This is a genomic window from Enterobacter sp. MGH 16 (assembly GCF_000493175.1).
GTDB classification, from domain to species: domain Bacteria; phylum Pseudomonadota; class Gammaproteobacteria; order Enterobacterales; family Enterobacteriaceae; genus Enterobacter; species Enterobacter roggenkampii.
Genome location: NZ_KI535695.1, coordinates 3097625 through 3123520 on the forward strand (window position 1 = coordinate 3097625; position 25896 = coordinate 3123520).

General features: G+C 57.7%; 31 protein-coding genes. 18 read left to right on the top strand and 13 right to left on the bottom strand.

All coding sequences use genetic code 11. The features are described 5' to 3' along the window. Positions 1-9: 9 nt before the first annotated feature. From speA to L362_RS23470, 3 genes are all read right to left on the bottom strand, one after another. Positions 10-1986, bottom strand: coding sequence for a biosynthetic arginine decarboxylase (speA, locus tag L362_RS08360; protein WP_008499744.1), 1977 nt, complete (start codon positions 1984-1986; stop codon positions 10-12). Between the two features lie 8 nt (positions 1987-1994). Next, positions 1995-2126, bottom strand: coding sequence for an acid stress response protein YqgB (gene yqgB, locus L362_RS24035; RefSeq protein WP_127312443.1), 132 nt, complete (start codon positions 2124-2126; stop codon positions 1995-1997). 354 nt (positions 2127-2480) lie between these two features. Beyond that, positions 2481-2651, bottom strand: coding sequence for a hypothetical protein (locus L362_RS23470; protein WP_045335271.1), 171 nt, complete (start codon positions 2649-2651; stop codon positions 2481-2483). Between the two features lie 138 nt (positions 2652-2789). On the opposite strand from L362_RS23470, the gene metK reads away from it, so the two are divergent. The 8 genes from metK to ruvX all read left to right on the top strand — a co-directional run bounded on the left by metK (position 2790) and on the right by ruvX (position 9950). After that, on the top strand, positions 2790-3944 hold the full coding sequence (metK, locus tag L362_RS08355) for a methionine adenosyltransferase (RefSeq protein ID WP_008499745.1): 1155 nt from the start codon (positions 2790-2792) through the stop codon (positions 3942-3944). A gap of 441 nt (positions 3945-4385) precedes the next feature. Continuing rightward, positions 4386-5783 (top strand): galactose/proton symporter, encoded by a 1398-nt coding sequence (gene galP, locus L362_RS08350; protein WP_008499747.1) that lies wholly within the window; start codon positions 4386-4388, stop codon positions 5781-5783. Positions 5784-5841: 58 nt separating this feature from the next. After that, on the top strand, positions 5842-6339 hold the full coding sequence (locus L362_RS08345; RefSeq protein WP_021242073.1) for a SprT family zinc-dependent metalloprotease: 498 nt from the start codon (positions 5842-5844) through the stop codon (positions 6337-6339). A 94-nt stretch (positions 6340-6433) separates the two neighbouring features. Beyond that, complete coding sequence (gene endA / locus L362_RS08340) at positions 6434-7141, top strand: deoxyribonuclease I (RefSeq protein WP_021242074.1); 708 nt, start codon at positions 6434-6436, stop codon at positions 7139-7141. A gap of 51 nt (positions 7142-7192) precedes the next feature. Further along, a complete protein-coding gene (gene rsmE, locus L362_RS08335; RefSeq protein WP_023344870.1) occupies positions 7193-7924 on the top strand; it encodes a 16S rRNA (uracil(1498)-N(3))-methyltransferase in 732 nt (243 codons plus the stop codon). Between the two features lie 19 nt (positions 7925-7943). Further along, positions 7944-8891, top strand: coding sequence for a glutathione synthase (gene gshB / locus L362_RS08330; RefSeq protein ID WP_008499751.1), 948 nt, complete (start codon positions 7944-7946; stop codon positions 8889-8891). A gap of 82 nt (positions 8892-8973) precedes the next feature. Continuing rightward, complete coding sequence (locus L362_RS08325; protein WP_008499752.1) at positions 8974-9534, top strand: YqgE/AlgH family protein; 561 nt, start codon at positions 8974-8976, stop codon at positions 9532-9534. Beyond that, complete coding sequence (gene ruvX, locus L362_RS08320; RefSeq protein ID WP_021242076.1) at positions 9534-9950, top strand: Holliday junction resolvase RuvX; 417 nt, start codon at positions 9534-9536, stop codon at positions 9948-9950. The genes L362_RS08325 and ruvX overlap by 1 nt, the downstream gene beginning before the upstream one ends. Positions 9951-9960: 10 nt before the next feature. On the opposite strand, the gene L362_RS08315 is transcribed toward ruvX, so the two are convergent. After that, positions 9961-10941 carry a type IV pilus twitching motility protein PilT gene (locus tag L362_RS08315; protein WP_023344871.1) on the bottom strand — a complete coding sequence of 327 codons (981 nt, stop codon included), beginning with the start codon at positions 10939-10941 and terminating at the stop codon, positions 9961-9963. 17 nt (positions 10942-10958) lie between these two features. Here L362_RS08315 and L362_RS08310 point away from each other — a divergent pair, with 17 nt between their 5' ends. The 6 genes from L362_RS08310 to L362_RS24040 are packed head-to-tail and all read left to right on the top strand — an operon-like array spanning position 10959 to position 14698. Continuing rightward, positions 10959-11660 carry a YggS family pyridoxal phosphate-dependent enzyme gene (locus tag L362_RS08310; protein ID WP_008499756.1) on the top strand — a complete coding sequence of 234 codons (702 nt, stop codon included), beginning with the start codon at positions 10959-10961 and terminating at the stop codon, positions 11658-11660. Between the two features lie 21 nt (positions 11661-11681). Continuing rightward, a complete protein-coding gene (locus L362_RS08305; protein ID WP_008499757.1) occupies positions 11682-12248 on the top strand; it encodes a YggT family protein in 567 nt (188 codons plus the stop codon). Further along, a complete protein-coding gene (yggU, locus tag L362_RS08300; RefSeq protein WP_008499758.1) occupies positions 12245-12541 on the top strand; it encodes a DUF167 family protein YggU in 297 nt (98 codons plus the stop codon). The genes L362_RS08305 and yggU overlap by 4 nt, the downstream gene beginning before the upstream one ends. Positions 12542-12544: 3 nt before the next feature. Beyond that, complete coding sequence (locus tag L362_RS08295; RefSeq protein ID WP_023344872.1) at positions 12545-13138, top strand: XTP/dITP diphosphatase; 594 nt, start codon at positions 12545-12547, stop codon at positions 13136-13138. Continuing rightward, positions 13131-14279, top strand: a complete 1149-nt coding sequence (hemW, locus tag L362_RS08290) for a radical SAM family heme chaperone HemW (protein ID WP_023344873.1) — start codon at positions 13131-13133, stop codon at positions 14277-14279. The genes L362_RS08295 and hemW overlap by 8 nt, the downstream gene beginning before the upstream one ends. Positions 14280-14335: 56 nt before the next feature. Further along, the gene (locus L362_RS24040; RefSeq protein ID WP_023344874.1) at positions 14336-14698 is read left to right on the top strand and encodes a DUF559 domain-containing protein; all 363 of its coding nucleotides are present in this window, start codon (positions 14336-14338) and stop codon (positions 14696-14698) included. Positions 14699-14765: 67 nt separating this feature from the next. Here the strand turns inward: L362_RS24040 and L362_RS08285 are convergent, their stop codons facing one another. Genes L362_RS08285 through trmB form a run of 3 tightly spaced genes read right to left on the bottom strand, consistent with a single transcriptional unit; the run spans position 14766 to position 16584 of the window. Next, positions 14766-15482 carry a YggN family protein gene (locus tag L362_RS08285; RefSeq protein WP_008499762.1) on the bottom strand — a complete coding sequence of 239 codons (717 nt, stop codon included), beginning with the start codon at positions 15480-15482 and terminating at the stop codon, positions 14766-14768. 56 nt (positions 15483-15538) lie between these two features. After that, positions 15539-15865, bottom strand: coding sequence for a YggL family protein (locus L362_RS08280; RefSeq protein ID WP_003862421.1), 327 nt, complete (start codon positions 15863-15865; stop codon positions 15539-15541). After that, a complete protein-coding gene (gene trmB, locus L362_RS08275) occupies positions 15865-16584 on the bottom strand; it encodes a tRNA (guanosine(46)-N7)-methyltransferase TrmB (RefSeq protein WP_008499763.1) in 720 nt (239 codons plus the stop codon). The genes L362_RS08280 and trmB overlap by 1 nt, the downstream gene beginning before the upstream one ends. A gap of 144 nt (positions 16585-16728) precedes the next feature. Between trmB and mutY the strand changes: the two genes are divergently transcribed. The 4 genes from mutY to L362_RS08255 all read left to right on the top strand — a co-directional run bounded on the left by mutY (position 16729) and on the right by L362_RS08255 (position 20756). Next, positions 16729-17781: an A/G-specific adenine glycosylase gene (mutY, locus tag L362_RS08270; RefSeq protein WP_192812198.1), complete on the top strand. Its 1053-nt coding sequence runs from the start codon at positions 16729-16731 to the stop codon at positions 17779-17781. A gap of 26 nt (positions 17782-17807) precedes the next feature. Then, complete coding sequence (locus L362_RS08265) at positions 17808-18080, top strand: oxidative damage protection protein (RefSeq protein WP_008499765.1); 273 nt, start codon at positions 17808-17810, stop codon at positions 18078-18080. A 124-nt stretch (positions 18081-18204) separates the two neighbouring features. Beyond that, positions 18205-19281 carry a membrane-bound lytic murein transglycosylase MltC gene (gene mltC / locus L362_RS08260; RefSeq protein ID WP_021242082.1) on the top strand — a complete coding sequence of 359 codons (1077 nt, stop codon included), beginning with the start codon at positions 18205-18207 and terminating at the stop codon, positions 19279-19281. 218 nt (positions 19282-19499) lie between these two features. Then, positions 19500-20756 carry a nucleoside permease gene (locus tag L362_RS08255; RefSeq protein ID WP_008499767.1) on the top strand — a complete coding sequence of 419 codons (1257 nt, stop codon included), beginning with the start codon at positions 19500-19502 and terminating at the stop codon, positions 20754-20756. Between the two features lie 79 nt (positions 20757-20835). On the opposite strand, the gene citG is transcribed toward L362_RS08255, so the two are convergent. The 6 genes from citG to citC are packed head-to-tail and all read right to left on the bottom strand — an operon-like array spanning position 20836 to position 25891. Continuing rightward, positions 20836-21639, bottom strand: coding sequence for a triphosphoribosyl-dephospho-CoA synthase CitG (gene citG, locus L362_RS08250; protein ID WP_023344875.1), 804 nt, complete (start codon positions 21637-21639; stop codon positions 20836-20838). Continuing rightward, a complete protein-coding gene (gene citX / locus L362_RS08245) occupies positions 21617-22156 on the bottom strand; it encodes a citrate lyase holo-[acyl-carrier protein] synthase (RefSeq protein WP_023294528.1) in 540 nt (179 codons plus the stop codon). The genes citG and citX overlap by 23 nt, the downstream gene beginning before the upstream one ends. Then, a complete protein-coding gene (gene citF, locus L362_RS08240) occupies positions 22153-23676 on the bottom strand; it encodes a citrate lyase subunit alpha (protein WP_023344876.1) in 1524 nt (507 codons plus the stop codon). The genes citX and citF overlap by 4 nt, the downstream gene beginning before the upstream one ends. Before the next feature lie 10 nt (positions 23677-23686). Beyond that, the gene (gene citE, locus L362_RS08235; protein ID WP_023344877.1) at positions 23687-24562 is read right to left on the bottom strand and encodes a citrate (pro-3S)-lyase subunit beta; all 876 of its coding nucleotides are present in this window, start codon (positions 24560-24562) and stop codon (positions 23687-23689) included. Beyond that, a complete protein-coding gene (gene citD, locus L362_RS08230; protein ID WP_023294531.1) occupies positions 24559-24852 on the bottom strand; it encodes a citrate lyase acyl carrier protein in 294 nt (97 codons plus the stop codon). Before citD ends, citE begins: the two co-directional genes overlap by 4 nt. 16 nt (positions 24853-24868) lie before the next feature. Beyond that, positions 24869-25891 (bottom strand): [citrate (pro-3S)-lyase] ligase, encoded by a 1023-nt coding sequence (citC, locus tag L362_RS08225; protein WP_023344878.1) that lies wholly within the window; start codon positions 25889-25891, stop codon positions 24869-24871. Positions 25892-25896 lie beyond the last annotated feature (5 nt).

Here is a 25896-nt window from a genome sequence, read left to right on the forward strand (position 1 = left end):
TTTCGAACGTTATTCGTCTTCCAGATACGTATATCCGTACAGACCCGCTTCAAACTCTTCCAGGAACTGCTGCTGCAGCGCATCGTCCAGCCCGGTGTTTTTCACCTGGTCGCGGAACTGCGTGAGCAGGGTTTTCGGATCCAGCTGAACGTATTCCAGCATGTCCGCCACGGTATCCCCTTCGTCAGACAGCTCAACTTCCACGCTGCCGTCAGGGAAGACAAACACGTCAACCGCCTCGGTATCGCCGAACAGGTTGTGCATGTTGCCGAGGATCTCCTGATACGCGCCGACCATAAAGAAGCCCAGCATTGGCGGGTTCTCCGGGTCGTATTCCGGCATTGGCATCGTCGTGGCGATACCGTCGCCGTCCACGTAGTGGTCGATAGCGCCGTCAGAGTCGCAGGTGATGTCCAGCAGCACCGCGCGACGCTCCGGGGCGTGATTCAATCCTTCCAGCGGCAGAACCGGGAACAGCTGATCGATACCCCAGGCATCCGGCATCGACTGGAACAGCGAGAAGTTGACGTAAATCTTATCCGCCATACGCTCCTGCAACTCGTCGATTATCGGACGGTGGGCGCGGTTGCTCGGGTCGAGCTGCTTCTGCACTTCATGGCACATATTCAGATAGAGCTGCTCTGCCCACGCGCGCTCCTGCAGGCTGAAGGTGCCTGAAGAGTAGCCGACGTGAATGTCGTGCAGATCCATCTGGCTGTCGTGCAGCCATTCGCGCAGGGAACGGCGCGTGCCCGGCTCGTGCATCTCCTGCCAGGTTTCCCACATGCTTTGCAGGGAACGCGGGGCATCGTCTGCCGGCGGCGTCGCTTCGGTGGTTTCGCTGCGCTCAACGCCGATAATGTTAGAGACCAGCACCGTATGGTGCGCGGTCACCGCGCGACCGGATTCGGTAATCACCGTCGGGTGCGGCAGGCCGTTCTCTTCACAGGCGTCGCCGATCGCCCAGATGATGTTGTTCGCGTATTCGTTCAGGCCGTAGTTCACGGAACAATCAGATTGTGAGCGGGTCCCTTCATAGTCCACGCCCAGGCCGCCGCCCACGTCGAAGCACTGAATATTCACGCCAAGCTTGTGCAGCTCAACGTAGAAACGCGCCGATTCACGCACGCCGGTGGCGATATCGCGAATGTTGGCCATCTGCGAGCCGAGGTGGAAGTGCAGCAGCTGAATGCTGTCCAGACGGCCACGCTCGCGCAGAATTTCTACCAGCTGCAGCACCTGGTTGGCCGCCAGGCCGAACTTGGATTTTTCACCGCCGGAGGACTGCCATTTTCCGGAACCCTGTGACGCCAGACGCGCACGCACGCCAAGGCGCGGCACCACGTTCAGACGCTCGGCCTCTTCCAGCACGATGGCGATTTCAGTCATCTTCTCGATAACCAGATAGACCTTGTGGCCCATCTTCTCGCCAATCAGCGCCAGACGAATGTATTCACGGTCTTTATAGCCGTTACAGACGATCACTGAACGGGTCATCCCCGCATGCGCCAGCACGGCCATCAGTTCGGCTTTGGAACCTGCCTCCAGCCCCAGCGGCTCGCCGGAGTGGATCAGCGATTCAATCACGCGGCGGTGCTGGTTTACCTTGATCGGGTAAACCAGGAAGTAGTCGCCTTTATAGCCGTAGGATTCACGCGCGCGTTTGAACGCGGCGTTAATCGAACGCAGGCGATGTTGCAGGATCTGCGGGAAGCAGAACAGTGCAGGCAAACGCTGGCCCTGAGCCTCACGGGCTTTCACCAGTTTGGCGAGATCCACGCGCGCTTCAGGGACGTCCGGATCCGGGCAGACGCTGATGTGGCCCAGTTCGTTGACGTCGTAGTAGTTATTGCCCCACCAGGCAATATTGTAAGTGCGCAGCATCTTGCTGGCTTCCTCGGAGCTCATCGCAACCTCCTGCATAGAACGTAGTACACCCTGTTCGCCCGCTGACGAAGGCGAAAAAGAAGACATGTCGTCAGACATAGCGAACCTCAACTCTTTGTATTAAGTGTAAAACAGTTGACTACTATCGCAGCGTTATACGGCGATAACAACCCATAAACGGCTCCGTTTCCCAGCAGAGTATGCTGAAATCCAGACCGTGCGACCGGTTTCTTATTCATATCATTGTAAAACACGTATCCGAACTCTGTATGACAAGGTTCGGCGAAACCACGAGAAAACTCTTGTATTAACAAGAGCGCCCTTGTTCAGTTTTCACAAAGCGTGACCGGCCCTGGAATCCTGAGAAGCGCCGAGATGGGTATAACATCGGCAGGTTTGCAGACTAGAAATGCGGGTTGCGGGAATCAAATGCGCGCCAGAACGGCTGCGCTGAATTAGCGGAAAACGATGGTTCATTATCTCGTATCACCTCCACGGCCGCCTCTGCTGAAACGGACCCCAAGCCAAAGCTAAAAGTTCACTGCTTTACCCGGCTGGAAGTGGCGACACGATGAGTTCATCGAGCGCTTATTTTATATGAGCCGCGCGCCGCGTTTTATACCGAGAAGGGGGCTAAAAAGCAAAACAAAAATGCGCGTGTTGCCAGCACCGTCAGGAATTTTTGCCAGCAGCAATTTCAACTGAGTGAGAGATGAGTCAAAAAAAACTGGAAATCGGGTGAAGAAGTGACCTAAAATAGCCATCCAGATGTTAATCCATCTATACTGATTAACACTCATACTGCCAGTGTCAAAAACCTGCAGGCCTTGGTAGAATTATCTCCTTTGGCTATTCCACACAGCAGCTTGAGCTAACCAAATTCCTCTTAGGTGAAATAAAACATGGCAAAACACCTGTTTACGTCCGAGTCCGTATCAGAAGGACATCCTGATAAAATTGCTGACCAAATCTCCGATGCGGTGCTGGATGCGATCCTCGCGCAGGATCCAAAAGCACGCGTCGCGTGTGAAACCTATGTCAAAACCGGCATGGTTCTGGTTGGCGGTGAGATCACCACCAGCGCATGGGTTGATATCGAAGAGATCACCCGTAACACGGTGCGTGAGATCGGTTATGTGCATTCTGATATGGGCTTTGATGCCAACTCCTGCGCGGTACTGAGCGCAATTGGCAAACAGTCTCCAGACATCAACCAGGGCGTTGACCGTGCCGATCCGCTGGAACAGGGCGCGGGCGACCAGGGCCTGATGTTCGGCTATGCAACCAACGAAACCGACGTGCTGATGCCAGCGCCGGTCACCTACGCACACCGTCTGGTGCAGCGTCAGGCTGAAGTGCGTAAAAACGGCACCCTGCCGTGGCTGCGCCCGGATGCGAAGAGCCAGGTCACCTTCCAGTACGACGACGGTAAAATTGTCGGTATTGACGCGGTGGTTCTGTCTACCCAGCATGCCGAAGATATCGATCAGAAATCCCTGCAGGAAGCAGTGATGGAAGAGATCATCAAGCCGGTTCTGCCAACCGAATGGCTGAGCAGCGCCACCAAATTCTTCATCAACCCGACCGGACGCTTTGTTATCGGCGGCCCAATGGGTGACTGCGGCCTGACCGGTCGTAAAATCATCGTTGATACCTACGGCGGCATGGCGCGTCACGGTGGCGGTGCATTCTCCGGTAAAGATCCATCAAAAGTGGACCGTTCTGCAGCGTACGCGGCACGTTATGTGGCGAAAAACATCGTTGCTGCCGGCCTGGCTGACCGCTGTGAGATTCAGGTTTCCTACGCCATCGGCGTGGCTGAACCCACCTCCATCATGGTGGAAACCTTTGGTACTGAGAAAGTGCCTTCAGAACAGCTGACCCTGCTGGTGCGCGAGTTCTTCGACCTGCGCCCATACGGCCTGATTCAGATGCTGGATCTGCTGCACCCAATCTACAAAGAAACCGCTGCATACGGTCACTTTGGTCGTGAACATTTCCCATGGGAAAAAACCGACAAAGCCGCCCTGCTGCGTGAAGCTGCCGGTCTGAAGTAATCGACTGACATCGCTTTTAAAAGGCCAGCCTTCGGGCTGGCCTTTTGCATTTGTGCGATCATCCTTGCCCGGCGGCGCTTCGCTTGCACGGGCCTACGAGTTTTGGGCATTTGTAGGCCGGGTAAGGCGCAGCCGCCACCCGGCTGAAAGGTGTACCCTTTGGAACCGATTACACCGCACCGGTACCCCTCCGCTTTCAGAATATTCTCTTTGCATGATCGCCATTCTTCTGCTGTTACATTCCCTTTCAGTTAAGTCTGAAATATCTCCTTTCGCGATGCGCCTCACTTCATTTACCTCTATATTTTCAAAGCTTTAATTTTATTTACGGTTGCACACGAGTGTAACCGATTACACCTATGTGATTAATCTCACATATTTTTACGGGTCGCTCACCTACCCTTACCATCAATAAAACTGATAACCCAACTGGAGGGCATAATGCCTGACAATAAAAAACAGGGGCGTACGTCCAATAAGGCGATGACATTCTTCGTCTGTTTCCTCGCCGCCCTGGCAGGATTACTTTTTGGCCTGGATATCGGCGTGATTGCCGGTGCATTACCTTTCATCACTGACGAGTTCCAGATTAGCGCTCACACCCAGGAATGGGTGGTCAGCTCCATGATGTTCGGTGCGGCCGTTGGGGCCGTCGGCAGCGGCTGGCTCTCCTTCAAACTCGGACGTAAAAAGAGCCTGATGATTGGCGCGATCCTGTTCGTGGCCGGCTCACTCTTCTCCGCTGCTGCACCTAACGTTGAGGTCCTGCTGGTTTCCCGCGTGCTGCTCGGTCTGGCCGTGGGCGTGGCGTCCTATACCGCCCCACTGTATCTGTCGGAAATCGCGCCGGAGAAAATCCGCGGCAGTATGATTTCGATGTACCAGCTGATGATCACCATCGGTATTCTCGGTGCATATCTTTCCGATACCGCGTTTAGCTACAGCGGCGCATGGCGCTGGATGCTCGGCGTGATCATCATCCCTGCGGTTCTGCTGCTGATTGGCGTCTTCTTCCTGCCGGACAGCCCGCGCTGGTTTGCTGCAAAACGTCGCTTCCACGATGCCGAACGCGTGCTGATGCGCCTGCGCGATACCAGCGCGGAAGCGAAAAACGAGCTGGAAGAGATCCGCGAAAGCCTGAAGGTCAAACAGTCCGGCTGGGCGCTGTTTAAAGAGAACAGCAACTTCCGCCGGGCGGTGTTCCTCGGCGTACTGCTGCAGGTGATGCAGCAGTTCACGGGGATGAACGTCATCATGTACTACGCGCCCAAAATCTTTGAGCTGGCGGGTTACACCAACACCACCGAGCAGATGTGGGGGACCGTCATCGTGGGTCTGACCAACGTGCTGGCGACCTTTATCGCCATCGGTCTGGTGGACCGCTGGGGACGTAAGCCAACCCTGACGCTGGGCTTCCTGGTGATGGCGGCCGGTATGGGCGTCCTCGGTACCATGATGCATGTGGGCATTCACTCCCCAACCGCCCAGTACTTTGCGGTAGGCATGCTGCTGATGTTTATCGTCGGGTTTGCCATGAGCGCCGGTCCGCTGATCTGGGTGCTGTGTTCTGAGATCCAGCCGCTGAAAGGGCGTGATTTTGGTATCACCTGCTCTACCGCAACGAACTGGATTGCCAACATGATCGTCGGCGCAACGTTCCTGACCATGCTCAACACTCTGGGTAATGCCAATACCTTCTGGGTCTACGCCGGTCTGAACATCTTCTTTATTGTGCTGACTATCTGGCTGGTTCCGGAAACCAAACACGTTTCGCTGGAACATATTGAACGTAACCTGATGAAAGGTCGCCCGCTGCGCGAAATCGGCGCCCACGACTGATCCTCTTACGGGAGGCGCCTCTTGCGCCTCCCCGCTTCCCGCTTTATGCTCTGCCCCTATGAAAGCTCCCCGTCTCCCCATCGCCATTCAGCAAGCCGTTATGCGCAGCCTGCGGGAAAAACTCGCGCAGGCGAACCTGAAGCTTGGTCGCAATTACCCTGAACCTAAACTCGTCTACCAGCAGCGTGGCACCTCGGCCGGTACCGCCTGGCTGGAATCCTATGAGATCCGCCTGAACCCGGTTCTGATGATGGAAAACCAGCAGGCGTTTATTGATGAGGTGGTGCCGCACGAGCTGGCGCACCTGCTGGTGTGGAAACACTTCGGACGCGTAGCCCCCCACGGCAAGGAGTGGAAGTGGATGATGGAAGCGGTGCTCGGCGTTCCGGCGCGCAGAACCCATCAGTTCGAGCTGGAATCGGTGCGCCGCAATACCTTCCCCTACCGCTGTCAGTGTCAGCAGCACCAGCTTACCGTCCGCCGCCATAATCGCGTGGTGCGCGGCGAGGCAACCTACCGCTGCGTGAAATGCGGCGAGCCGCTGGTGGCGGAATAATTATCTGAACGTTCAGGAACTTTCCTGATCTGACTGATTGCATACAGGAACAACATTCGTTACGTTGCGGGCTCGTTTTGACACGGAGTGTAAGATGTCCCGTAATTTTTCTCTCGCGGTCGCCTTTCTGACGACGGCGCTCTCAGGCCACGCCCTGGCCGACGGTATCAACAGTTTCTCTCAGGCCAAAGCGGCCGGTGTAAAGGTCAACGCTGACGTACCGGGCGATTTCTACTGCGGCTGTAAAATTAACTGGCAGGGTAAAAAAGGGGTCGTTGACCTTGAGTCCTGCGGCTACAAGGTGCGTAAAAACGAAAACCGCGCCAGCCGTATTGAATGGGAACATGTCGTTCCGGCATGGCAGTTTGGCCACCAGCGCCAGTGCTGGCAGGATGGCGGACGTAAAAACTGCGCCAAAGATCCGGTTTACCGCCAGATGGAAAGCGACATGCATAACCTGCAGCCCGCGGTGGGCGAAGTGAACGGCGATCGCGGCAACTTCATGTACAGCCAGTGGAACGGTGGCGAAGGTCAGTACGGCCAGTGCGGTATGAAGATTGATTTTAAAGAGAAAGTCGCCGAGCCCCCTGCCCGCGCGCGCGGCAGCATTGCCCGCACCTATTTCTATATGCGCGACCGTTACGATCTCAACCTCTCCCGCCAGCAGACCCAGTTGTTCAACGCCTGGGACAAGCAGTACCCGGTGACGGAGTGGGAATGCCAGCGCGACGAGCGTATCGCCAGAGTCCAGGGGAATCACAACCCTTACGTCCAGCGGGCTTGCCAGGCGCAAAAGAGCTAACCTACACTACGGCAATTCGCTTATATCGCATGACACATGGAATTTCTGACTATGCGCATTCCCCGCATTTACCATCCTGAACTGATTACCGCAGGCCGTGAAATCGCCCTGTCTGATGACGCCGCCAACCACGTTGGCCGCGTGCTGCGCATGGGCACCGGCCAGGCAATACAATTGTTCGACGGCTCTAACCAGGTTTTCGACGCGGAAATCACGCGGGCGGATAAAAAAAGCGTACACGTGAACGTCCTGCGTGGTGAAGTGGATGACCGGGAATCACCGCTGCATATCCATCTGGGCCAGGTGATGTCGCGCGGCGAGAAAATGGAGTTCACGATTCAGAAATCCATTGAACTGGGTGTAAGCCTCATTACGCCACTTTTTTCTGAGCGCTGTGGCGTTAAACTGGATGCGGAACGTCTGAACAAAAAGATCCAGCAGTGGCAGAAAATTGCCATCGCGGCTTGCGAACAGAGTGGCCGCAACCGTATTCCGGAGATCCGCCCGGCGATGGATCTGGAGGAGTGGTGTGCAGAAGAGGACAGTGGGCTGAAGCTCAATCTTCATCCGCGCGCCAGCGCCAGCATCAATACGCTGCCGCTGCCCGTTGAGCGCGTTCGCCTGCTGATTGGCCCTGAAGGCGGCCTGTCGGCGGACGAAATTGCGATGACGGCACGTTACCAGTTTACTGATATTCTGTTGGGACCTCGCGTTCTGCGCACTGAGACAACGGCACTCACGGCCATTACCGCGCTACAGGTACGGTTTGGCGATCTGGGTTGACGCATAATTGGAGAGAAAGATGATCAAGCTCGGCATCGTGATGGACCCCATCGCAAACATCAACATCAAGAAAGATTCCAGCTTCGCCATGCTGCTGGAAGCGCAGCGTCGCGGCTATGAACTCCACTATATGGAGATGAACGATCTTTACCTGATCAACGGTGAAGCCCGCGCCCGCACCCGCATCGTTAACGTCGAGCAGAACTACGACAAATGGTATGAATTTGGCACAGAGCAGGACATTGCCCTGGCCGATCTCAACGTCATTCTGATGCGTAAAGATCCGCCATTCGACACCGAGTACATTTACTGCACCTATATCCTTGAACGTGCAGAAGAGAAGGGAACGCTGATCGTCAACAAGCCGCAGAGCCTGCGCGACTGTAACGAGAAGCTCTACACCGCCTGGTTCTCTGACCTGACGCCGGAAACCCTGGTGACCCGCAGCAAGGCGCAGTTGAAGGCATTCTGGCAGAAGCACGGCGACATCATCATGAAGCCGCTGGACGGGATGGGCGGCGCGTCGATTTTCCGCGTGAAAGAAGGCGACCCGAACATTGGCGTGATTGCCGAAACCCTGACCGAACTGGGCACCCGTTACTGCATGGCACAGAACTATATTCCGGCAATCAAGGACGGCGACAAACGCGTGCTGGTGGTGGATGGCGAACCGGTCCCTTACTGCCTGGCGCGTATCCCGCAGGGTGGCGAAACCCGTGGTAACCTGGCGGCCGGCGGTCGCGGTGAACCGCGTCCGTTGACCGAAAGCGACTGGGAAATTGCCCGCCGCGTAGGCCCGACGCTGAAAGCCAAAGGCCTGATCTTCGTCGGACTGGATATCATCGGCGATCGTCTGACCGAAGTGAACGTCACCAGCCCGACCTGCATTCGTGAAATTGAAGCGGAATTCCCGGTCTCGATCACCGGAATGCTGATGGACGCCATCGAAAAACGCCTGCAGAAATAACCCACCAATGAGTGACAGCGTCCGGGTTTCTCCGCATACTGGTCGCTGTCGCTTTTTAAACCAGGAAACAGTACCTCTGACAATGAATTTACAGCATCACTTTCTTATTGCCATGCCTGCTCTCCAGGACCCGATTTTTCGCCGCGCCGTGGTTTATATTTGTGAATACAATGAAGACGGTGCGATGGGTATTATCATTAATAAACCGCTGGAAAATCTTCAGGTTGAAGGGATTCTGGACAAGCTGAAAATCCCGGCTGAAGCGCGACTGCCGGAGATCCGGCTTGATAAGCCCGTGATGCTGGGTGGACCTCTTGCAGAAGATCGCGGCTTTATCCTGCATACGCCGCCGGTGTTCTCTTCCAGTATTCGCATTTCGGATAACACCGTCATCACCACCTCGCGTGACGTGCTCGAAACGCTGGGCACCGCAGAGCAGCCTTCTGAAGTGCTGGTGGCGCTGGGCTATTCGTCGTGGGAAAAAGGCCAGCTAGAGCAGGAGATCCTCGATAACGCCTGGCTCACCGCCCCTGCGGACATGAATATCCTGTTTAAAACGCCGATTGCCGATCGCTGGCGCGACGCGGCGAAGTTGATTGGCATTGATATCCTGACCATGCCTGGCGTAGCGGGGCACGCCTGATGAGCGGAACGCTTCTGGCCTTCGATTTTGGCACCAAAAGCATTGGCGTCGCCGTGGGGCAGCGCATCACCGGTACCGCGCGTCCGCTTACCGCCCTGAAGGCCAACGACGGTACGCCGGACTGGAATCTCATTGAGCGTCTGCTCAAAGAGTGGCAGCCGGATGACGTGATTGTCGGATTACCGCTCAACATGGACGGTACCGAACAGCCGCTGACCGCCCGGGCGCGTAAGTTCGCCAATAAAATCCATGGTCGCTTTGGTGTCTCCGTGAAGCTGCACGACGAGCGTCTCAGCACCGTCGAAGCGCGTGCGGGTCTGTTTGAGCACGGCGGCTTCCGGGCGCTGAACAAAGGCAGCGTGGACTCCGCTTCTGCCGTCATCATCCTCGAAAGCTATTTCGAGCAGGGCTTTTAAGCACAGGGGCCTAGAGCCGCCCCTGCGCCCGTCTCTCCGCCAGGCTTTGGTCAAAGTTCTGCATGCCTGCCTGCTGTCCGGTTTGAATCATGCCGGGCAGCTGCCACGTTTTTCCTTCTCGTATCAGATTTGCCGCCGCCGCGGTATTCACCAGCAGCTCATACAGCGCGACGCGCCCGTCCTGTAAGTCAGGAACCAGCTTCTGCGCCAGCACCGCCCGCAGGCTGCCGGCCAGCTGGTTACGCACCGGATCTTTCTCCTGCGCCGGGAACGTATCGACCAGCCGCTCAATCGCCTGCGATGCCCCGCGCGTATGCAGCGTCGCCAGCACCAGATGCCCGGTCTCCGCTGCCGTTAGCGCCAGGCGGATCGTTTCGCTGTCGCGCAACTCTCCCAGTAAAATCACGTCCGGATCTTGGCGTAAGGCACTGCGCAGCGCATCGGCAAATGACGGGCTGTGCTGGCCGATCTCCCGCTGCTGGATCAGGCAACGCTCGCTCTGATAGATAAACTCCACCGGATCTTCGAGCGTGAGAATATGGCCGTCAGTATGGTGGTTGAGAAAATCGACCATCGCCGCCAGCGTCGTGGATTTGCCGCTGCCGGTCGCCCCCGTCACCAGAATCAACCCGGACGCATTGGTTAACAGTTCCGGGATTGCCCTCGGCGCGCCCAGCGAAGCGAGCTGCGGACAGGTACGCGGCAACAGCCGCAGCGTCACAGAGACTCCGCGCATCTGCTTAAAGGCACTGCCGCGCAGGCGCTGGCCTCCCGCCACCGTCGCGGCAAAATCCACCTGCCCGTTGGCCCACCATATCCCCTGCTGCTCATCGTTGAGCCACGCTTTTAACAACTCCCCGAGGTCCGGAGAAGGAAACGGTGCCGGTTCAAGGCGGCCCGTTCTGCGCCAGCGAGGTGGCGAATCACTGCACAGGTGTAGATCGGAGACGTTATGCTTTACACTAAGGGCCACAATTTCTTCCACATCCATAGACTACTCCTCGGAAAATGAACGACATTGCGCATAACCTGGCACAGGTCCGGGACAAAATCTCAGCCGCCGCAACGCGTTGCGGCCGGGCTTCAGAAGAAATTACGCTGCTTGCAGTCAGCAAAACCAAGCCTGCGAGCGCCATCGCAGAAGCCATTGACGCAGGCCAGCGGGCGTTTGGTGAAAACTACGTCCAGGAAGGCGTGGATAAAATTCGCTACTTCCAGGAACAGGGGAAGACGGATCTGCAGTGGCACTTTATCGGCCCACTGCAGTCGAACAAAAGCCGTCTGGTGGCGGAGCACTTCGACTGGTGCCATACCGTTGACCGTCTGCGCATTGCGACACGCCTGAACGACCAGCGTCCGGCAGAGATGCCAGCGCTTAACGTGCTGATTCAAATCAACATCAGCGATGAAAACAGCAAGTCCGGTATTGCGCTGAGCGAGCTGGATGCGCTGGCAGCCGAGGTGGCCGAACTGCCGCGCTTAAGCCTGCGTGGTTTGATGGCAATCCCGGCGCCTGAGTCAAGTTATGAAAGGCAGTTTGCCGTGGCACAGCAAATGGCTGTAGCATTTGAGGCGCTTAAAGCGCGCTATAACACGGTAGACACGCTTTCTCTGGGCATGTCGGATGATATGGAAGCCGCCATTGCGGCAGGCAGCACGATGGTGCGCATCGGCACGGCAATTTTCGGTGCGCGCGACTACTCAAAATAATAAGGAAACCTGAGGAACGCCATGAAGACGTTGACTTTCCTGCTCTCAACGGTCATTGAGCTGTATACGATGGCGCTTTTGCTGCGCGTCTGGATGCAGTGGGCCCGCTGTGATTTTTACAATCCGTTCTCGCAGTTTGTCGTGAAAATCACGCAGCCTGTTGTCGGACCGCTGCGCCGTATTATCCCGGCCATGGGGCCCATCGACAGTTCGTCTCTGCTGGTGGCGTTTATTCTGAGCGTTATCAAAGCGATTGTGCTGTTTATGGTCTTCACCTTCCAGCCGATCATCTGGATTGTCGCCGTCCTGATTTTGATCAAAACCATCGGTCTGCTGATCTTCTGGGTGCTGCTGGTCATGGCGATCATGAGCTGGGTGAGCCAGGGCCGTAGCCCGGTGGAGTACGCCTTGATTCAGCTGACCGAGCCGCTGCTGCGCCCGATCCGTAACCTGCTTCCGTCTATGGGCGGCATCGATTTTTCGCCGATGATCCTGGTTCTGCTGCTCTATGTGATCAACATGGGGGTCGCTGAACTGCTGCAGTCCACGGGCGATATGCTGCTGCCGGGGCTGTGGATGGCGCTATGAGTGCCGTAAGCACCTGCGCTGACGGGCTGGTTTTACGGCTGTATATTCAGCCGAAAGCCAGCCGTGACGGTATTGTTGGACTGCATGGCGACGAGTTAAAAGTCGCCATCACTGCCCCGCCCGTTGACGGCCAGGCGAACGCGCATCTGACCAAATATCTGGCAAAACAGTTTCGCGTGGCTAAAAGCCAGGTCATCATTGAAAAAGGCGAACTGGGGCGGCATAAACAGGTAAAAATCCTCAACCCGCAATCTATCCCGACGGAAGTCGCGGCTTTGACAGAACAGGACTAAACCATGCAGAAAGTTGTTCTCGCGACCGGTAATGCCGGTAAAGTGCGCGAGCTGGCCTCGCTATTACATGATTTTGGGCTGGATGTGGTCGCCCAGACCGAGCTCGGCGTGGATTCCGCCGACGAGACGGGGCTGACGTTTATCGAAAACGCGATCCTGAAAGCACGCCATGCCGCACAGATTACGGGCCTGCCCGCAATCGCTGACGACTCCGGTCTGGCGGTCGATTTTCTCGGCGGCGCGCCGGGGATCTACTCTGCCCGCTATTCCGGCGTTGACGCTACCGACCAGCAGAATCTGGAAAAGCTGCTTGTCGCCCTGAAAGACGTCCCGGACGAACAGCGCACCGCGCAGTTCCACTGCGTGCTGGTCTATCTGCGTCACGCGGAAGACCCTACGCCGATCGTCTGCCACGGCAGCTGGCCGGGCGTGATTACCCGTGAAGCAGCTGGCAAAGGCGGCTTTGGCTATGACCCGATTTTCTTTGTCCCTTCCGAGGGCAAAACCGCTGCGGAACTGACCCGCGAAGAAAAAAGCGCGATATCCCACCGCGGACGCGCGCTGAAACTGTTACTGGAAGCACTGCGTAATGGCTAATTTGCCGCCTCTGAGTCTTTATATTCACATCCCGTGGTGCGTGCAAAAATGCCCGTACTGCGATTTCAACTCGCACGCGCTTAAGGGCGAAGTGCCGCACGATGACTACGTTGCGCATCTGCTGGCCGACCTGGATGTCGATGTACCTTACGCACAGGGACGTGAAGTTAAGACCATTTTCATTGGTGGCGGTACGCCGAGCCTGCTGTCAGGCCCGGCGATGCAAACGCTGCTGGACGGCGTGCGTGCGCGCCTGAACCTGGCAGCGGATGCTGAAATTACGATGGAAGCCAACCCCGGCACCGTTGAGGCCGACCGTTTTGTCGACTATCAGCGCGCGGGCGTGAACCGCATCTCCATCGGCGTGCAGAGCTTTAGCGAGCCGAAGCTGAAGCGCCTGGGGCGTATTCACGGCCCGGAAGAGGCGAAGCGCGCGGCAAACCTGGCGACCGGTCTTAATCTTCGCAGCTTTAATCTCGATCTGATGCACGGCCTGCCGGATCAGTCTCTGGAAGAGGCGCTGGACGATTTGCGCCAGGCCATTGCGCTGAATCCCCCTCATCTGTCGTGGTATCAGCTCACCATCGAGCCCAACACCCTGTTTGGCTCGCGTCCGCCGGTGCTGCCGGATGACGACGCGCTGTGGGATATCTTCGAGCAGGGTCACCAGCTGTTAACCGCTGCGGGCTATCAGCAGTACGAAACGTCGGCATATGCAAAGCCGGGCTACCAGTGTCAGCACAACCTGAACTACTGGCGCTTTGGCGACTATCTGGGCATCGGCTGCGGCGCACACGGCAAGGTGACCTTCCCGGACGGGCGTATTCTGCGTACTGCCAAAACCCGCCACCCTCGCGGGTATATGGAAGGCCGCTACCTGGAGCGTCAGCACGACGTCGAGGCGGCGGATAAGCCGTTTGAGTTCTTTATGAACCGCTTCCGTCTGCTGGAAGCCGCGCCGCGTAAAGAGTTTGCCCTTTATACCGGGTTGCCGGAAGCCGTGATTCGCCCACAAATAGATGAGGCGCTGGCGCAGGGGTATCTCAGGGAATGTGAGGAATACTGGCAGATCACCGAGCACGGCAAACTGTTCTTAAACTCCCTTCTCGAGTTGTTCCTCGCCGAAGAATCTGAAGGCTGATTCAGAATTTTGCATCCCGTTCTGCCGGCTGAGGGAAAGGCTGGCAGAGTGTGGGGATGGAAAAAATTCGTTCTTATGCAAAACAGCTCAGACGCGAGCTGACAAAAGAAGAAAGACGGCTTTGGTATTTACTGCGCAGTCGCCGTTTCGGAAATTATAAATTTCGGCGACAGCATCCTGTAGGCCACTACATTCTGGATTTCGCCTGCTGCGCGGCTCGTCTGGCCGTTGAGCTGGATGGCGGGCAACATGATGAAAATCAGGAATACGATCGTCAAAGAACGTGCTGGCTTAATGAGAAAGATTGGTATGTCATTCGTTTCTGGAACAACGAACTCTGGGATAACGAAGAGGCGGTATTAGAAAAGATCCTTGAGACACTGCAAATGCTACAACCCTCACCCCGGCCCTCTCCCTGAAAGGGAGAGGGAGCAAACCATCCCCTAGCCCCTTTGGGGAGAGGGTTAGGGTGAGGGGGAAAATTAATTACTTCAGCGTCCCCACCAGCGCCTTCCGGCTATCTTCCAGCGACACCACGCGCTTACACACGTCTTTGCCGAACTGCTGGAAATCATCTTCCTGGTTTTTCCACTCGTTCTGAATGGAGGTTTGCAGGCCGCCCAGACTGCCCAGCACGCCCTGCAGCGGGTTACCGCCGCCTTTCAGCACCGCTTTGGCGCCCATCTCGTTGATGCTGTCCTGCAGGATGCCGCCCATCGCCTGGTTCACCAGCTGCTGCCCGTCGGCACGGACCTGATCGATCGCCTTGTAGTGGAACGTCAGGCCGTCGGAGCGCGTCTCGATAATGCGGTTCATCTGTTCTTTAAGCTGCTTGTCCAGCTTCGTCAGGCGGGTGCGCATGTTACTGCTCTCACCCACCTCTTTGGTGATGATCTTATCCAGCGCCACGCGGCTCTTTTCGACGCGCGTCAGGGCACCTTCATTAATCCACGGCAGCGCGGTACGCAATTCGGACTGGTAGTCTTTCGCCTGCTCGCGCTGTGCGGCAGTCAGGTTGTACTGTTTGCCGTTATAGGTGACGTTCCCTTCTGGCGTAATCACCAGATTGCCGTTCTCGCCTTTGACCTGCACGGTTTGCGGGCTTAACACCACGTCATCACGCGGGGTGACGCTACATTGATAATCCGCATGGGCGGTGAATCCGGTTGCCATCAAAGCAACAGCCAGCAACGTTTTGCGCATCTTAAACACTCCCTCAGACAAAACGGGCCAGCTAATGCTGGCCCTTGACTGCTTTATTAGTCCCACCAAACGTCGAAAAGTTCGCTGACGCGGACATCTTCGAGCTTGTGATCTTCAAGCCATTTACGGACCAGGGCCTGATGTTCTTCGGTGCATTTACCCACTTCCTGGGTGCAGATCAGACCTTCCCAGGCCAGATAGCCGCTACCGTCGAAGGCCAGTTTGTTTGGCTCGATCACCTCGTTGATGAACGCATCCACGTCCTGATCGATCTGCTCAACGCTGGTGCCTTCCGGGAAACGCCACGCAACGGAGAAGCCCACTTCCTGGAATTCTTCGATGTGCATCTTTTTACGCAGACGACGGCTACGATTCTTTGCCATTATTTCACCCTCTCGAACATTAAGTCCCATACACCGTGACCAAGACGATGGCCACGCTGTTCAAATTTCGTTACCGGACGCGATTCCGGACGCGGTACATAGTCGTTATTCGCAGACTGGTTTTTATAACCGTCGAGCGACGACATCACTTCCAGCATATGTTCCGCATACGGTTCCCAGTCGGTTGCCATATGGAAGACACCGCCCAGCTTCAGCTTGCTTTTAACCAGCTCGGCAAACGGCGCCTGAACGATACGGCGTTTATTATGACGCGCTTTGTGCCACGGGTCAGGGAAAAAGAGCTGAACCATGGTTAAAGAATTGTCAGGAATCATTTTGTGCAGCACTTCCACCGCGTCGTGACACATCACGCGCAGGTTCTCAACGCCCTCTTCATGGGCCGTTGCCAGACACGCACCGACGCCCGGGGAGTGGACTTCGATACCGAGGAAGTTCTGCTCCGGGCGCGCTTTCGCCATGGTCACCAGCGAGGCGCCCATACCGAAGCCAATTTCCAGCGTGACCGGCGCGTCGCGGCCAAACAGCTCGGCAAAATCCAGAGGCTGCTCGCTGAACTCAACGCCCATCACCGGCCAGTAGTTGTCCAGCGCGTGTTGCTGACCTTTTGTCAGGCGGCCCTGACGACGGACAAAGCTGCGAATACGGCGCAGCGGGCGACCGTTTTCATCAAATTCCGGTGAAATGACGTCGTTTTTCATAAAAGAGTTGTCTGCTTGTGAGAATGTTCGGGAAACGGGCATTATCCAAAGTTAAGGCTTCTATGCAAGCATGGGAAAGATCCGGTTTACAGCAGATTGACGCTGTGCTGCAATCTGCGTCCCTGATTATGCGAATCGATGACCATGCAAGCCTCTCAATTTTCAGCCCAGGTGCTGGACTGGTACGACAAATACGGGCGTAAAACCCTGCCCTGGCAAATTGAAAAAACGCCGTACAAAGTATGGCTCTCCGAGGTGATGTTGCAACAAACGCAGGTCGCCACGGTGATCCCTTACTTCGAGCGTTTTATGGCGCGCTTCCCGACGGTCACCGATCTGGCGAACGCCCCGCTTGACGAGGTGCTGCACCTGTGGACCGGGCTGGGCTATTACGCCCGCGCGCGCAACTTGCACAAGGCCGCACAGCAGGTCGCGACGCGCCACAACGGTAAATTCCCGGAAACTTTCGACGAGGTGGCGGACTTACCCGGCGTCGGGCGTTCGACCGCAGGCGCTATTCTCTCCCTGTCTTTAGGCAAGCATTTCCCGATCCTCGACGGCAATGTGAAGCGCGTGCTGGCACGCTGCTATGCCGTTGACGGCTGGCCGGGGAAGAAGGATGTTGAAAAACGCCTTTGGGAAATCAGTGAAGCGGTTACCCCAGCCAACGGCGTCGAGCGTTTCAACCAGGCGATGATGGATCTCGGCGCCATGGTCTGCACGCGCTCAAAACCCAAATGCGAACTCTGCCCGGTAAATAACCTCTGCGTGGCGTATGCCAACCATTCCTGGGCGCAGTATCCGGGCAAGAAACCCAAACAGACGCTTCCGGAGCGCACCGGCTATATGCTGCTGATGCAGCACGGCGATGAGGTCTTCCTCGCCCAGCGTCCGCCGAGCGGTCTGTGGGGTGGTCTATACTGCTTCCCACAGTTTGAAGATGAAGACTTGCTGCGTGAATGGCTTAAACAGCGCGGGATTGCTGCCGATAACCTGACGCAGCAGACCGCGTTTCGCCACACCTTCAGCCATTTCCATCTGGATATTGTGCCGATGTGGCTTCCCGTGTCCTCCTTCGCCTCGTGCATGGATGAAGGCACCGCTCTCTGGTATAACTTAGCGCAACCGCCATCAGTCGGACTGGCGGCTCCCGTGGAGCGCCTGTTACAGCAATTACGTGCCGGTGCAATGGTTTAGCATCGACAAGAAAAAGAGGAATGAGTATGGCCAGAACGATTTTTTGTACTTTCCTGCAGCGTGACGCTGAGGGCCAGGATTTCCAGCTTTATCCGGGCGAGCTGGGTAAACGCATCTACAATGAAATCTCCAAAGAAGCCTGGGGACAGTGGCAGAAAAAGCAGACCATGCTGATCAACGAGAAGAAACTCAGCATGATGAACCCGGAACACCGCAAGCTGCTGGAGCAGGAGATGGTGAGCTTCCTGTTCGAAGGTAAAGACGTACACATCGAAGGCTATACGCCACCGGAAAAATAATATCGAGCGGCTGTTGCCGGTTGACGCTACGCTTACCCGGCCTACAAAACCGTAGGCCCGTGCAAGCATAGCGCCGCCGGGCAACAGCAACGACCAGGCAAACACAACACGCACTCCCGGAATGATGAAAAAACTTTTAGCGCTAGCCCTTGTTGCGCCGTTGCTGGTCTCGTGTTCGTCAAAAAAAGGCGATGATTACAACGAGGCCTGGATCAAGGACACCAACGGTTTTGACATTTTGATGGGGCAGTTTGCCCACAACATCGAGAACATATGGGGATTTAACGAAGTTCTTATTGCCGGACCTAAGGACTACGTTAAGTACACCGACGCCTATCTGACCCGTAGCCACATCAACTTTGATGAGGGGACGATCACGATTGAGACCATCGCAGGCACAGACCCTGCGGCTCGACTCCGTCAGGCCATTATCAAAACCCTGCTGATGGGTGACGATCCGGGCTCAATCGATCTCTACTCCGATGCCGACGATATCACCATCTCGAAAGAGCCGTTCCTGTACGGTCAGGTCGTCGATCAGACCGGCCAGCCGATCCGCTGGGAAGGTCGCGCCACGAAATTTGCCGACTACCTGCTGCAAACGCGCCTGAAGAGCCGCTCTAACGGTCTGAAGATTATCTACAGCGTCACCATCAACCTCGTCCCGAACCACCTCGACAAGCGTGCGCATAAGTACTTAGGCATGGTGCGTCAGGCCTCACGCAAGTACGGCGTGGATGAGTCGCTGATCCTGGCGATTATGCAGACCGAATCCTCGTTTAACCCGTATGCGGTAAGCCGTTCCGACGCCCTGGGGCTGATGCAGGTGGTGCAGCACAGCGCCGGTAAAGACGTGTTCCGCGCGCAGGGCAAATCCGGCACGCCGAGCCGCAGCTATCTGTTCGACCCGCAGAGCAACATTGATACCGGCACGGCCTATCTGGCGATGCTGAACAATGTCTACCTCGGCGGCATCGACAACCCGACGTCGCGTCGCTATGCGGTGATCACCGCCTATAACGGCGGCGCGGGCAGCGTGCTGCGCGTCTTCTCAAATGACAAAGTGCAGGCCGCAAACATCATCAACAGCATGGCGCCGGGGGATGTCTACGCCACCCTGACCACCCGCCACCCGTCCGCGGAATCCCGTCGTTATCTGTATAAGGTGAATACGGCGCAGAAGAACTACCGTCGCCGGTGATCCGCACACCTTCTCCTGCAAGGAGAAGGTGTTCTGCTTCCCCCCACCCATACGAAAATGTTATTTGCATCACAATCCAAACTGCAAATTAATGTGGATTGCATTTTTTTGCGGGAGGTAACAAAACATATCGTTGCCAACTGATAGAATTGCATCAAATAACAACCCTGAATGTTTCTATAACAACATATCTCCCGCTCACTTGTGAGGAAAGTAACATGAACCTTAAGCTGCAGCTTAAAATATTGTCGTTTCTGCAGTTCTGCCTGTGGGGTAGCTGGCTGACTACACTCGGCTCCTATATGTTTGTGACGCTCAAGTTCGATGGTGCGTCAATCGGTGCCGTCTACAGCTCGCTCGGTATTGCGGCTGTCTTCATGCCAACGCTGCTGGGGATCGTGGCGGATAAATGGTTAAGCGCCAAATGGCTGTACATGCTTTGCCACCTGGTGGGCGCGGGGACGCTGTTTATGGCAGCCCAGGTGACCACGCCGGGGGCGATGTTCATGGTGATCCTGCTTAACTCGCTGGCCTATATGCCAACGCTTGGGCTGATCAACACCATCTCCTACTACCGCCTGAAGTCCGCGGATATGGATATCGTCACCGATTTCCCGCCAATCCGTATCTGGGGCACCATCGGCTTTATCATGGCGATGTGGGGCGTAAGCTTCGCGGGCTTCGAACTGAGCCATATGCAGCTCTATATCGGTGCGGCACTCTCCGTATTGCTGGCGATCTTCACCCTGACGCTGCCAACCATTCCGGTGTCTAACCAGCAGAAAAACCAGAGCTGGAGCACCATGCTCGGCCTGGATGCCTTCGCGCTGTTCAAAAACAAACGCATGGCGATCTTCTTCATCTTCTCCATGCTGCTGGGCGCGGAGCTGCAGATCACCAACATGTTCGGCAACACCTTCCTGCACAGCTTCGATAACAACCCGCTGTTCTCCGGCAGCTTTATCGTTGAGCATGCGTCGGTAATGATGTCCATCTCTCAGATCTCTGAGACGCTGTTCATCCTGACCATCCCGTTCTTCCTGAGCCGCTACGGCATCAAGAACGTCATGCTGATCAGTATCGCGGCGTGGATGCTGCGCTTCGGTCTGTTCGCCTACGGCGACCCAAGCCCGTTCGGCACCGTGCTGCTGGTGCTGTCGATGATTGTTTACGGCTGCGCCTTCGACTTCTTCAACATCTCCGGCTCGGTGTTTGTGGAAAAAGAGGTTAAACCTGAAATCCGCGCCAGCGCGCAGGGTATGTTCCTGATGATGACCAACGGCTTCGGCTGTATTCTGGGCGGCGTGGTGAGCGGTAAAGTGGTTGAGATGTACACCACTAACGGCATCACCAACTGGCAGCCGGTGTGGCTGATCTTCGCGGCGTACTCGCTGGTGCTGTTCTTCGCGTTCATCGCGCTGTTCAAGTACAAGCACGTGCGTGAACCGCACGGTGCGCAGCCAATCGCGCATTGATTGTTGTGCCCGGTGGCGCTGCGCTTACCGGGCCTACAAAACCAGACCGTAGGCCGGGTAAGGCGAAGCCGCCACCCGGCTATTTTATTGCAGAAAGCACCCACCCCACCGACAGCAAATCCGCGCTGCCGCCCGGGCTCAGGTTCCGTTCAATCAGTGCGTTATCCATTCTGCTCAACGCCTCGCGGTCCCAGCCGTTATCCAGCAGTTCCCGCGCGTAGCCCTGAACGTAGCGCAGCCCTTCCATGCCGCCGCGCGACACGAGATTACTGTCCTGATTGACGGCCATCAGGCGCAACAGCAGGCCGTGAAGCGACTGTCCGTTCCACGAATCCAAAGCCTGACGCACCGTCGCAAAGCCGCTCTCCGCCTCACCGCGCGCGCCGGTTAAGCCGTACTGCTTAAACTGCCGCTCGCCCGCCGTCGCCTGTCCGCTGCGTGCGGCCAGCTCCCGCGACACCAGCCCGCGGCAGATGTTACTCACCTCACAGCAGAGGCTCTCTGCGGAGACATTTTTCACACGCCCGGCGGCGAAGCACAGTAACCCCAGGGCAAAAATGCCGCCCTTGTGGGTGTTTACTCCGTTCGTCGCAGCATACATCGCCTGCTCGCAGGCCAGCCCCATCGGGCGGAGAAGTCGTAGCTGTTCCCCAGCCGGTTTATCCGCATGCGCGCTGCCCAGCTCGGCAAAGCGCGAAAACCACGGCGTAATCGCCGCAATGCTGCGGACAAACAGCGCGTGGTCCATATCGCGATGGGAACCGTTGTTGAGCCTGTCCACCAGCCCCGGCTTGGGCGTCAGCTCCAGCTCCTGCCACAGCGCCGCCTCGGCAAGCGCGGGCACGTCAGCCGGGCGCGGTTTAGTCGCGAGCAAACCAGTCATCGATCGTCTTCTCCACGCGGGAAACCACCTGCTCAATGGGGTGATTGCGCGAACGGGAACAGGCGTGGGCGGGCGCGTCGCAGATCAGGCAGCGCCTGAGATTCCCCCCCAGCGACTGACGCCCGACGTGGCCGTGCTGAGGGCAAATCACGTCCAGATCCCACAGCCTGCCGAGCGGGTGCGTCTGCTCCAGATCCGCACAGTGCGCTTTGATTTCCACCGCCGGATGGGCCACGCACCAAAGGGCTTCAGGTCCGGTCGGGAGCCACAGCACCTGACGGTCCAGCACCTGCCAGCGGTTTTCCCACAGCAGCTGGTCGCACATCTGCAGCGCCACGCCCATGGTATTGCGGTAGCGCAGGCTGTCCTTGATCTCCCCTGGAGTGACCAGCGTGAGGGAAATCACCGGTTGTTGATAGTGCTCAAGCATGTCAGCCTGGCGCGCTGCGCGGCGCTCTTTCGCCGCCAGCAGTTCGTCAAGGCTGACACCCGCCCGCACGGGTGTCGCTAAAGTCATACGTCCTCCTTCACCTGTCGCACGGTGTCGATCACGCTGCCGTCGCGGTAGCGGATCACCCCGACGATTTTGTCGGTAAACTCAATCGGTTTCGGGACGCCGGTCAGGGAGATCGCCCGCTCGTACAGCGCGTTGATATCCACAACCTTCAGCCCGGCTTCCAGCAGCCGCTCGCGGATTTCCGGGCGCGCCGGGTTGACCGCGATGCCGTGATCGGTAACCAGCACGTCGATGCTTTCGCCCGGCGTGAGGCGCGTGGTAACCCGCTTCACGACCGTCGGAATGCGGCTGCGCAGCAGAGGGGCAACGACGATGGTCAGGTTCGCCGCGGCGGCCACGTCGCAGTGCCCGCCGGACGCGCCGCGCATCACGCCGTCGGATCCGGTGATGACGTTGACGTTGAACTCGACGTCGATTTCCAGGGCGCTGAGGATCACCACGTCGAGCTGGTCGCAGCTTGCCGCCTTGCTGCCGGGGTTGGCGTAAACGTTGGTGGAGATCTCCACGTGGTTCGGGTTGCGCGCCAGCGAGGCCGCCGCCTGACCGTCAAAGCACTGGGTATCGAGCAGCTTTTCGATGAGCCCCTTCTCGTGCAGATCCACCAGGCTGCCGGTGATGCCGCCGAGCGCAAAGCGCGCCTTCACGCCGCTGCGCTCCATCTTCTCTTCCATAAAGCGGGTGCAGGCCGTGGCCGCCGCGCCGGAGCCGGTCTGCATCGAGAAGCCCGGTTTGAAGTAGCCGGAATGCTCGATCACGTCCGCCGCATAGCGGGCGATCATCAGCTCGCGCGGGTTGCTGGTGACGCGCGCCGCGCCGACGCTGATTTTCGCCGGGTCGCCCACGCTCTCAACCTGCACGATGTAGTCCACCTGGTCCTGCACCAGGCTGGCGGGCATATTGGGGAACGGCACCAGTTCTTCAGTCAGCAGCACAACCTTGTGGGCAAAATGCGCGTCCACCATGGCGTAGCCCAGGGAACCGCAGCACGATTTTCCGTGCGTCCCGTTGGCGTTGCCAAACGCATCGCTGCACGGCACGCCGAGAAACGCCACGTCGATATTCAGCTCACCGTCCTGGAGCAGCTTCACGCGCCCGCCGTGGGAGTGAATTTGCACCGGCTCGTCCATCAGCCCGTGGGAGATGGCGTCTGCCAGCCTGCCGCGCATGCCGGAGGTGTAAATCCGGGTGATGACGCCGCTTTCGATATGCTCGATCAGCGCGTCGTTGCAGGTCATCAGCGAGCTGGAGGCCAGCGTCAGGTTTTTGAAGCCCATCCGCGCCAGCAGCGCCACGACGGTGTTAATCACCCGGTCGCCTTCGCGAAACGCGTGGTGGAAGGAGATGGTCATCCCGTCCTGCAGGCCGCAGCGTTTAACCGCCTCTTCAATGGAGGCACACAGCTTGCGGCTGTGCTTCGCATCGCTGTCCGCCAGCCACGGCGTGGCGCTGTGGGCGGTATCAAACGGTTTTAAGTCCCTCAGATGGGGAAAATTCACGTGAAGAAGTTCAGTCTGATTCATTGTCTTATCCTTACCGACGCACGCCGGAGGCCGCCGCGCGCTCCAGCACCACCTGCGCGTGGTTAATAATCGGTGCATCCACCATTTTGCCGTTGAGCGACACCACGCCCAGGCCGTTACGCTCGCCCTCTTCTGCCGCCTCAATCACCCTTCTGGCGTGATCCACCTCTTCCTGCGTCGGGGCGTAGGCGTTGTGCAGCAGGTCAATCTGGCGCGGGTTAATCAGCGATTTGCCGTTGAAGCCCATCTTGCGGATCAGATCGACCTCGCGCAGGAACCCGGCCTCGTCGTTAACGTCTGACCACACCACGTCGAAGGCGTCGATACCCGCCGCGCGGGCGGCGTGCAGCACGGCGCAGCGGGCGTAGAACAGCTCGGTGCCGTCGCCGCGCTCGGTCTGCATATCCATCACGTAGTCAAAGGCGGCCAGCGCAATGCCGATGAGGCGCGGAGAGCTGCGGGCAATCGCCACGGCGTTGATGACGCCAATGGCCGACTCAATCGCCGCCATCACGCGGGTGGAGCCGATCTCGCGGCCGCACGCCTGCTCGATGCGCTCGAGGTGACCCTCCAGCTCATAGATGTCGTCCGGGGTATCGGTTTTCGGCAGACGAATCACATCCACGCCTGCCCGCACGGCGGCTTCCAGATCCAGCAGGCCAAACGGCGTGCTCAGCGGGTTAATGCGCACCACGGTTTCGATATCCTGATACATCGGGTGCTGCAGCGCGTGGAACACCAGCATGCGCGCCGTATCCTTCTCGCGCAGGGCAACGGCGTCCTCAAGGTCAAACATGATGGAGTCGGGACGGTAGATAAAGGCGGTGGAGAGCATGGCGGCGTTGGCGCCCGGCAGGAACAGCATGCTGCGGCGGAGTTTGCTCATTTCAGCGCCCCCCAGTTGATGGCCTGTTCATCGGCGGCACGCAGCAGCGCGCTTTGCAGGCGGGCGCGGATCACACAGTCCAGCGCCCCTTTGTCTTCAATAATGATTAATCCCTGGTGCACGTTCATGGCGCGCAATGTGTCGTTGACCACCTGGCGAATTTGTTCGCCAAACTGCTTAATCACTTCGCTGTGGATGACGATCTCCAGCTCGCCGTGAGCGGGAGCAATTTTCACCATCAGGTCGCTGGACTCCTGCGTTCCGGCCAGCGCCTCCCTTACAATTTTCATGATAAATTCCTGGTAGTTAAGCGACTTCGGCACTCGCACGGTAATGCGTTTCGAGGTGCGCGAAGGTGGAGTCCGGGACAATCTCCCGGATCCGGGAAAACTGCTGTGTCTTCAGTAATCGGCGCACTTCGGACGCCGATATGGCGTTACCGGTGGCCTTGATGCGCGGCATTTCCACCACCTCAATATGCGAGGCCAGCAGGTCGTGCAGCGTCTGGTTGTACTGGCGGGTGATGTCGCAGAACGGCTCCGAGCCGATGAAGCGGTGCGTGATGCCGAGCGCCGGGGCGATGAAGTCCCTGAAGATCAGCACGTCGATCTCGCTCCACGCCTGCTGCACTTTGCCGGTCTCCTTCAGGAAGTAGGCCGGAAACGTGGCGCGGGAGATGATGTACTGCGAGCCTTCATGCACCACCACGTTCGGCAGATGCGCCACCCCCGCGCGCACCATCTCCAGACGCGCGCTGAACGGGAAGAACGATGCGTCTTCACGCACCACGAACAGATGCAGGGCATCGCACCGCTGCGCCGCCTGCTCCACCAGATGGCGGTGGCCGAGGGTAAACGGGTTGGCGTTCATCACGATGGCGCCAATCTTCTCTCCACATTTGCGGCTCGCGCGCAGAGAACGGCAGTAGCGCGCGATCCCCTGCGGGGTGTTCTCCATCAGCACGGCGTTGTTCCCGCTCTGGGCAATCGGCCAGAAGCCGCTGCGGGCAAAGCGCTCCCGGTTGCACGGCCGGGTGCAGAGGAAGAGGTGAAAATGGCCGCGCTCCAGCGCCGCATTTTGCACCTCCGCCAGCAGCCGCGCGCTGAGGTTCTCGCCACGAAGCTGCTCGTTGACCGCCACGCACTTGATAACGTTGGCGGCAAGCCCTGCGCACCCCACCAGCTGCGGGCCGGACCAGGCTTCGACGAACAGCGTGATGTCGTTGTCCAGGCCAAGGCCGCTGTCTGCCAGCAGATAACGGATCTGACTCAAGCGTTCCGGGTGTTTCGCCACCAGCGTGTGGCGAAAATCGATGGGTTGCGAATGCATGCTGC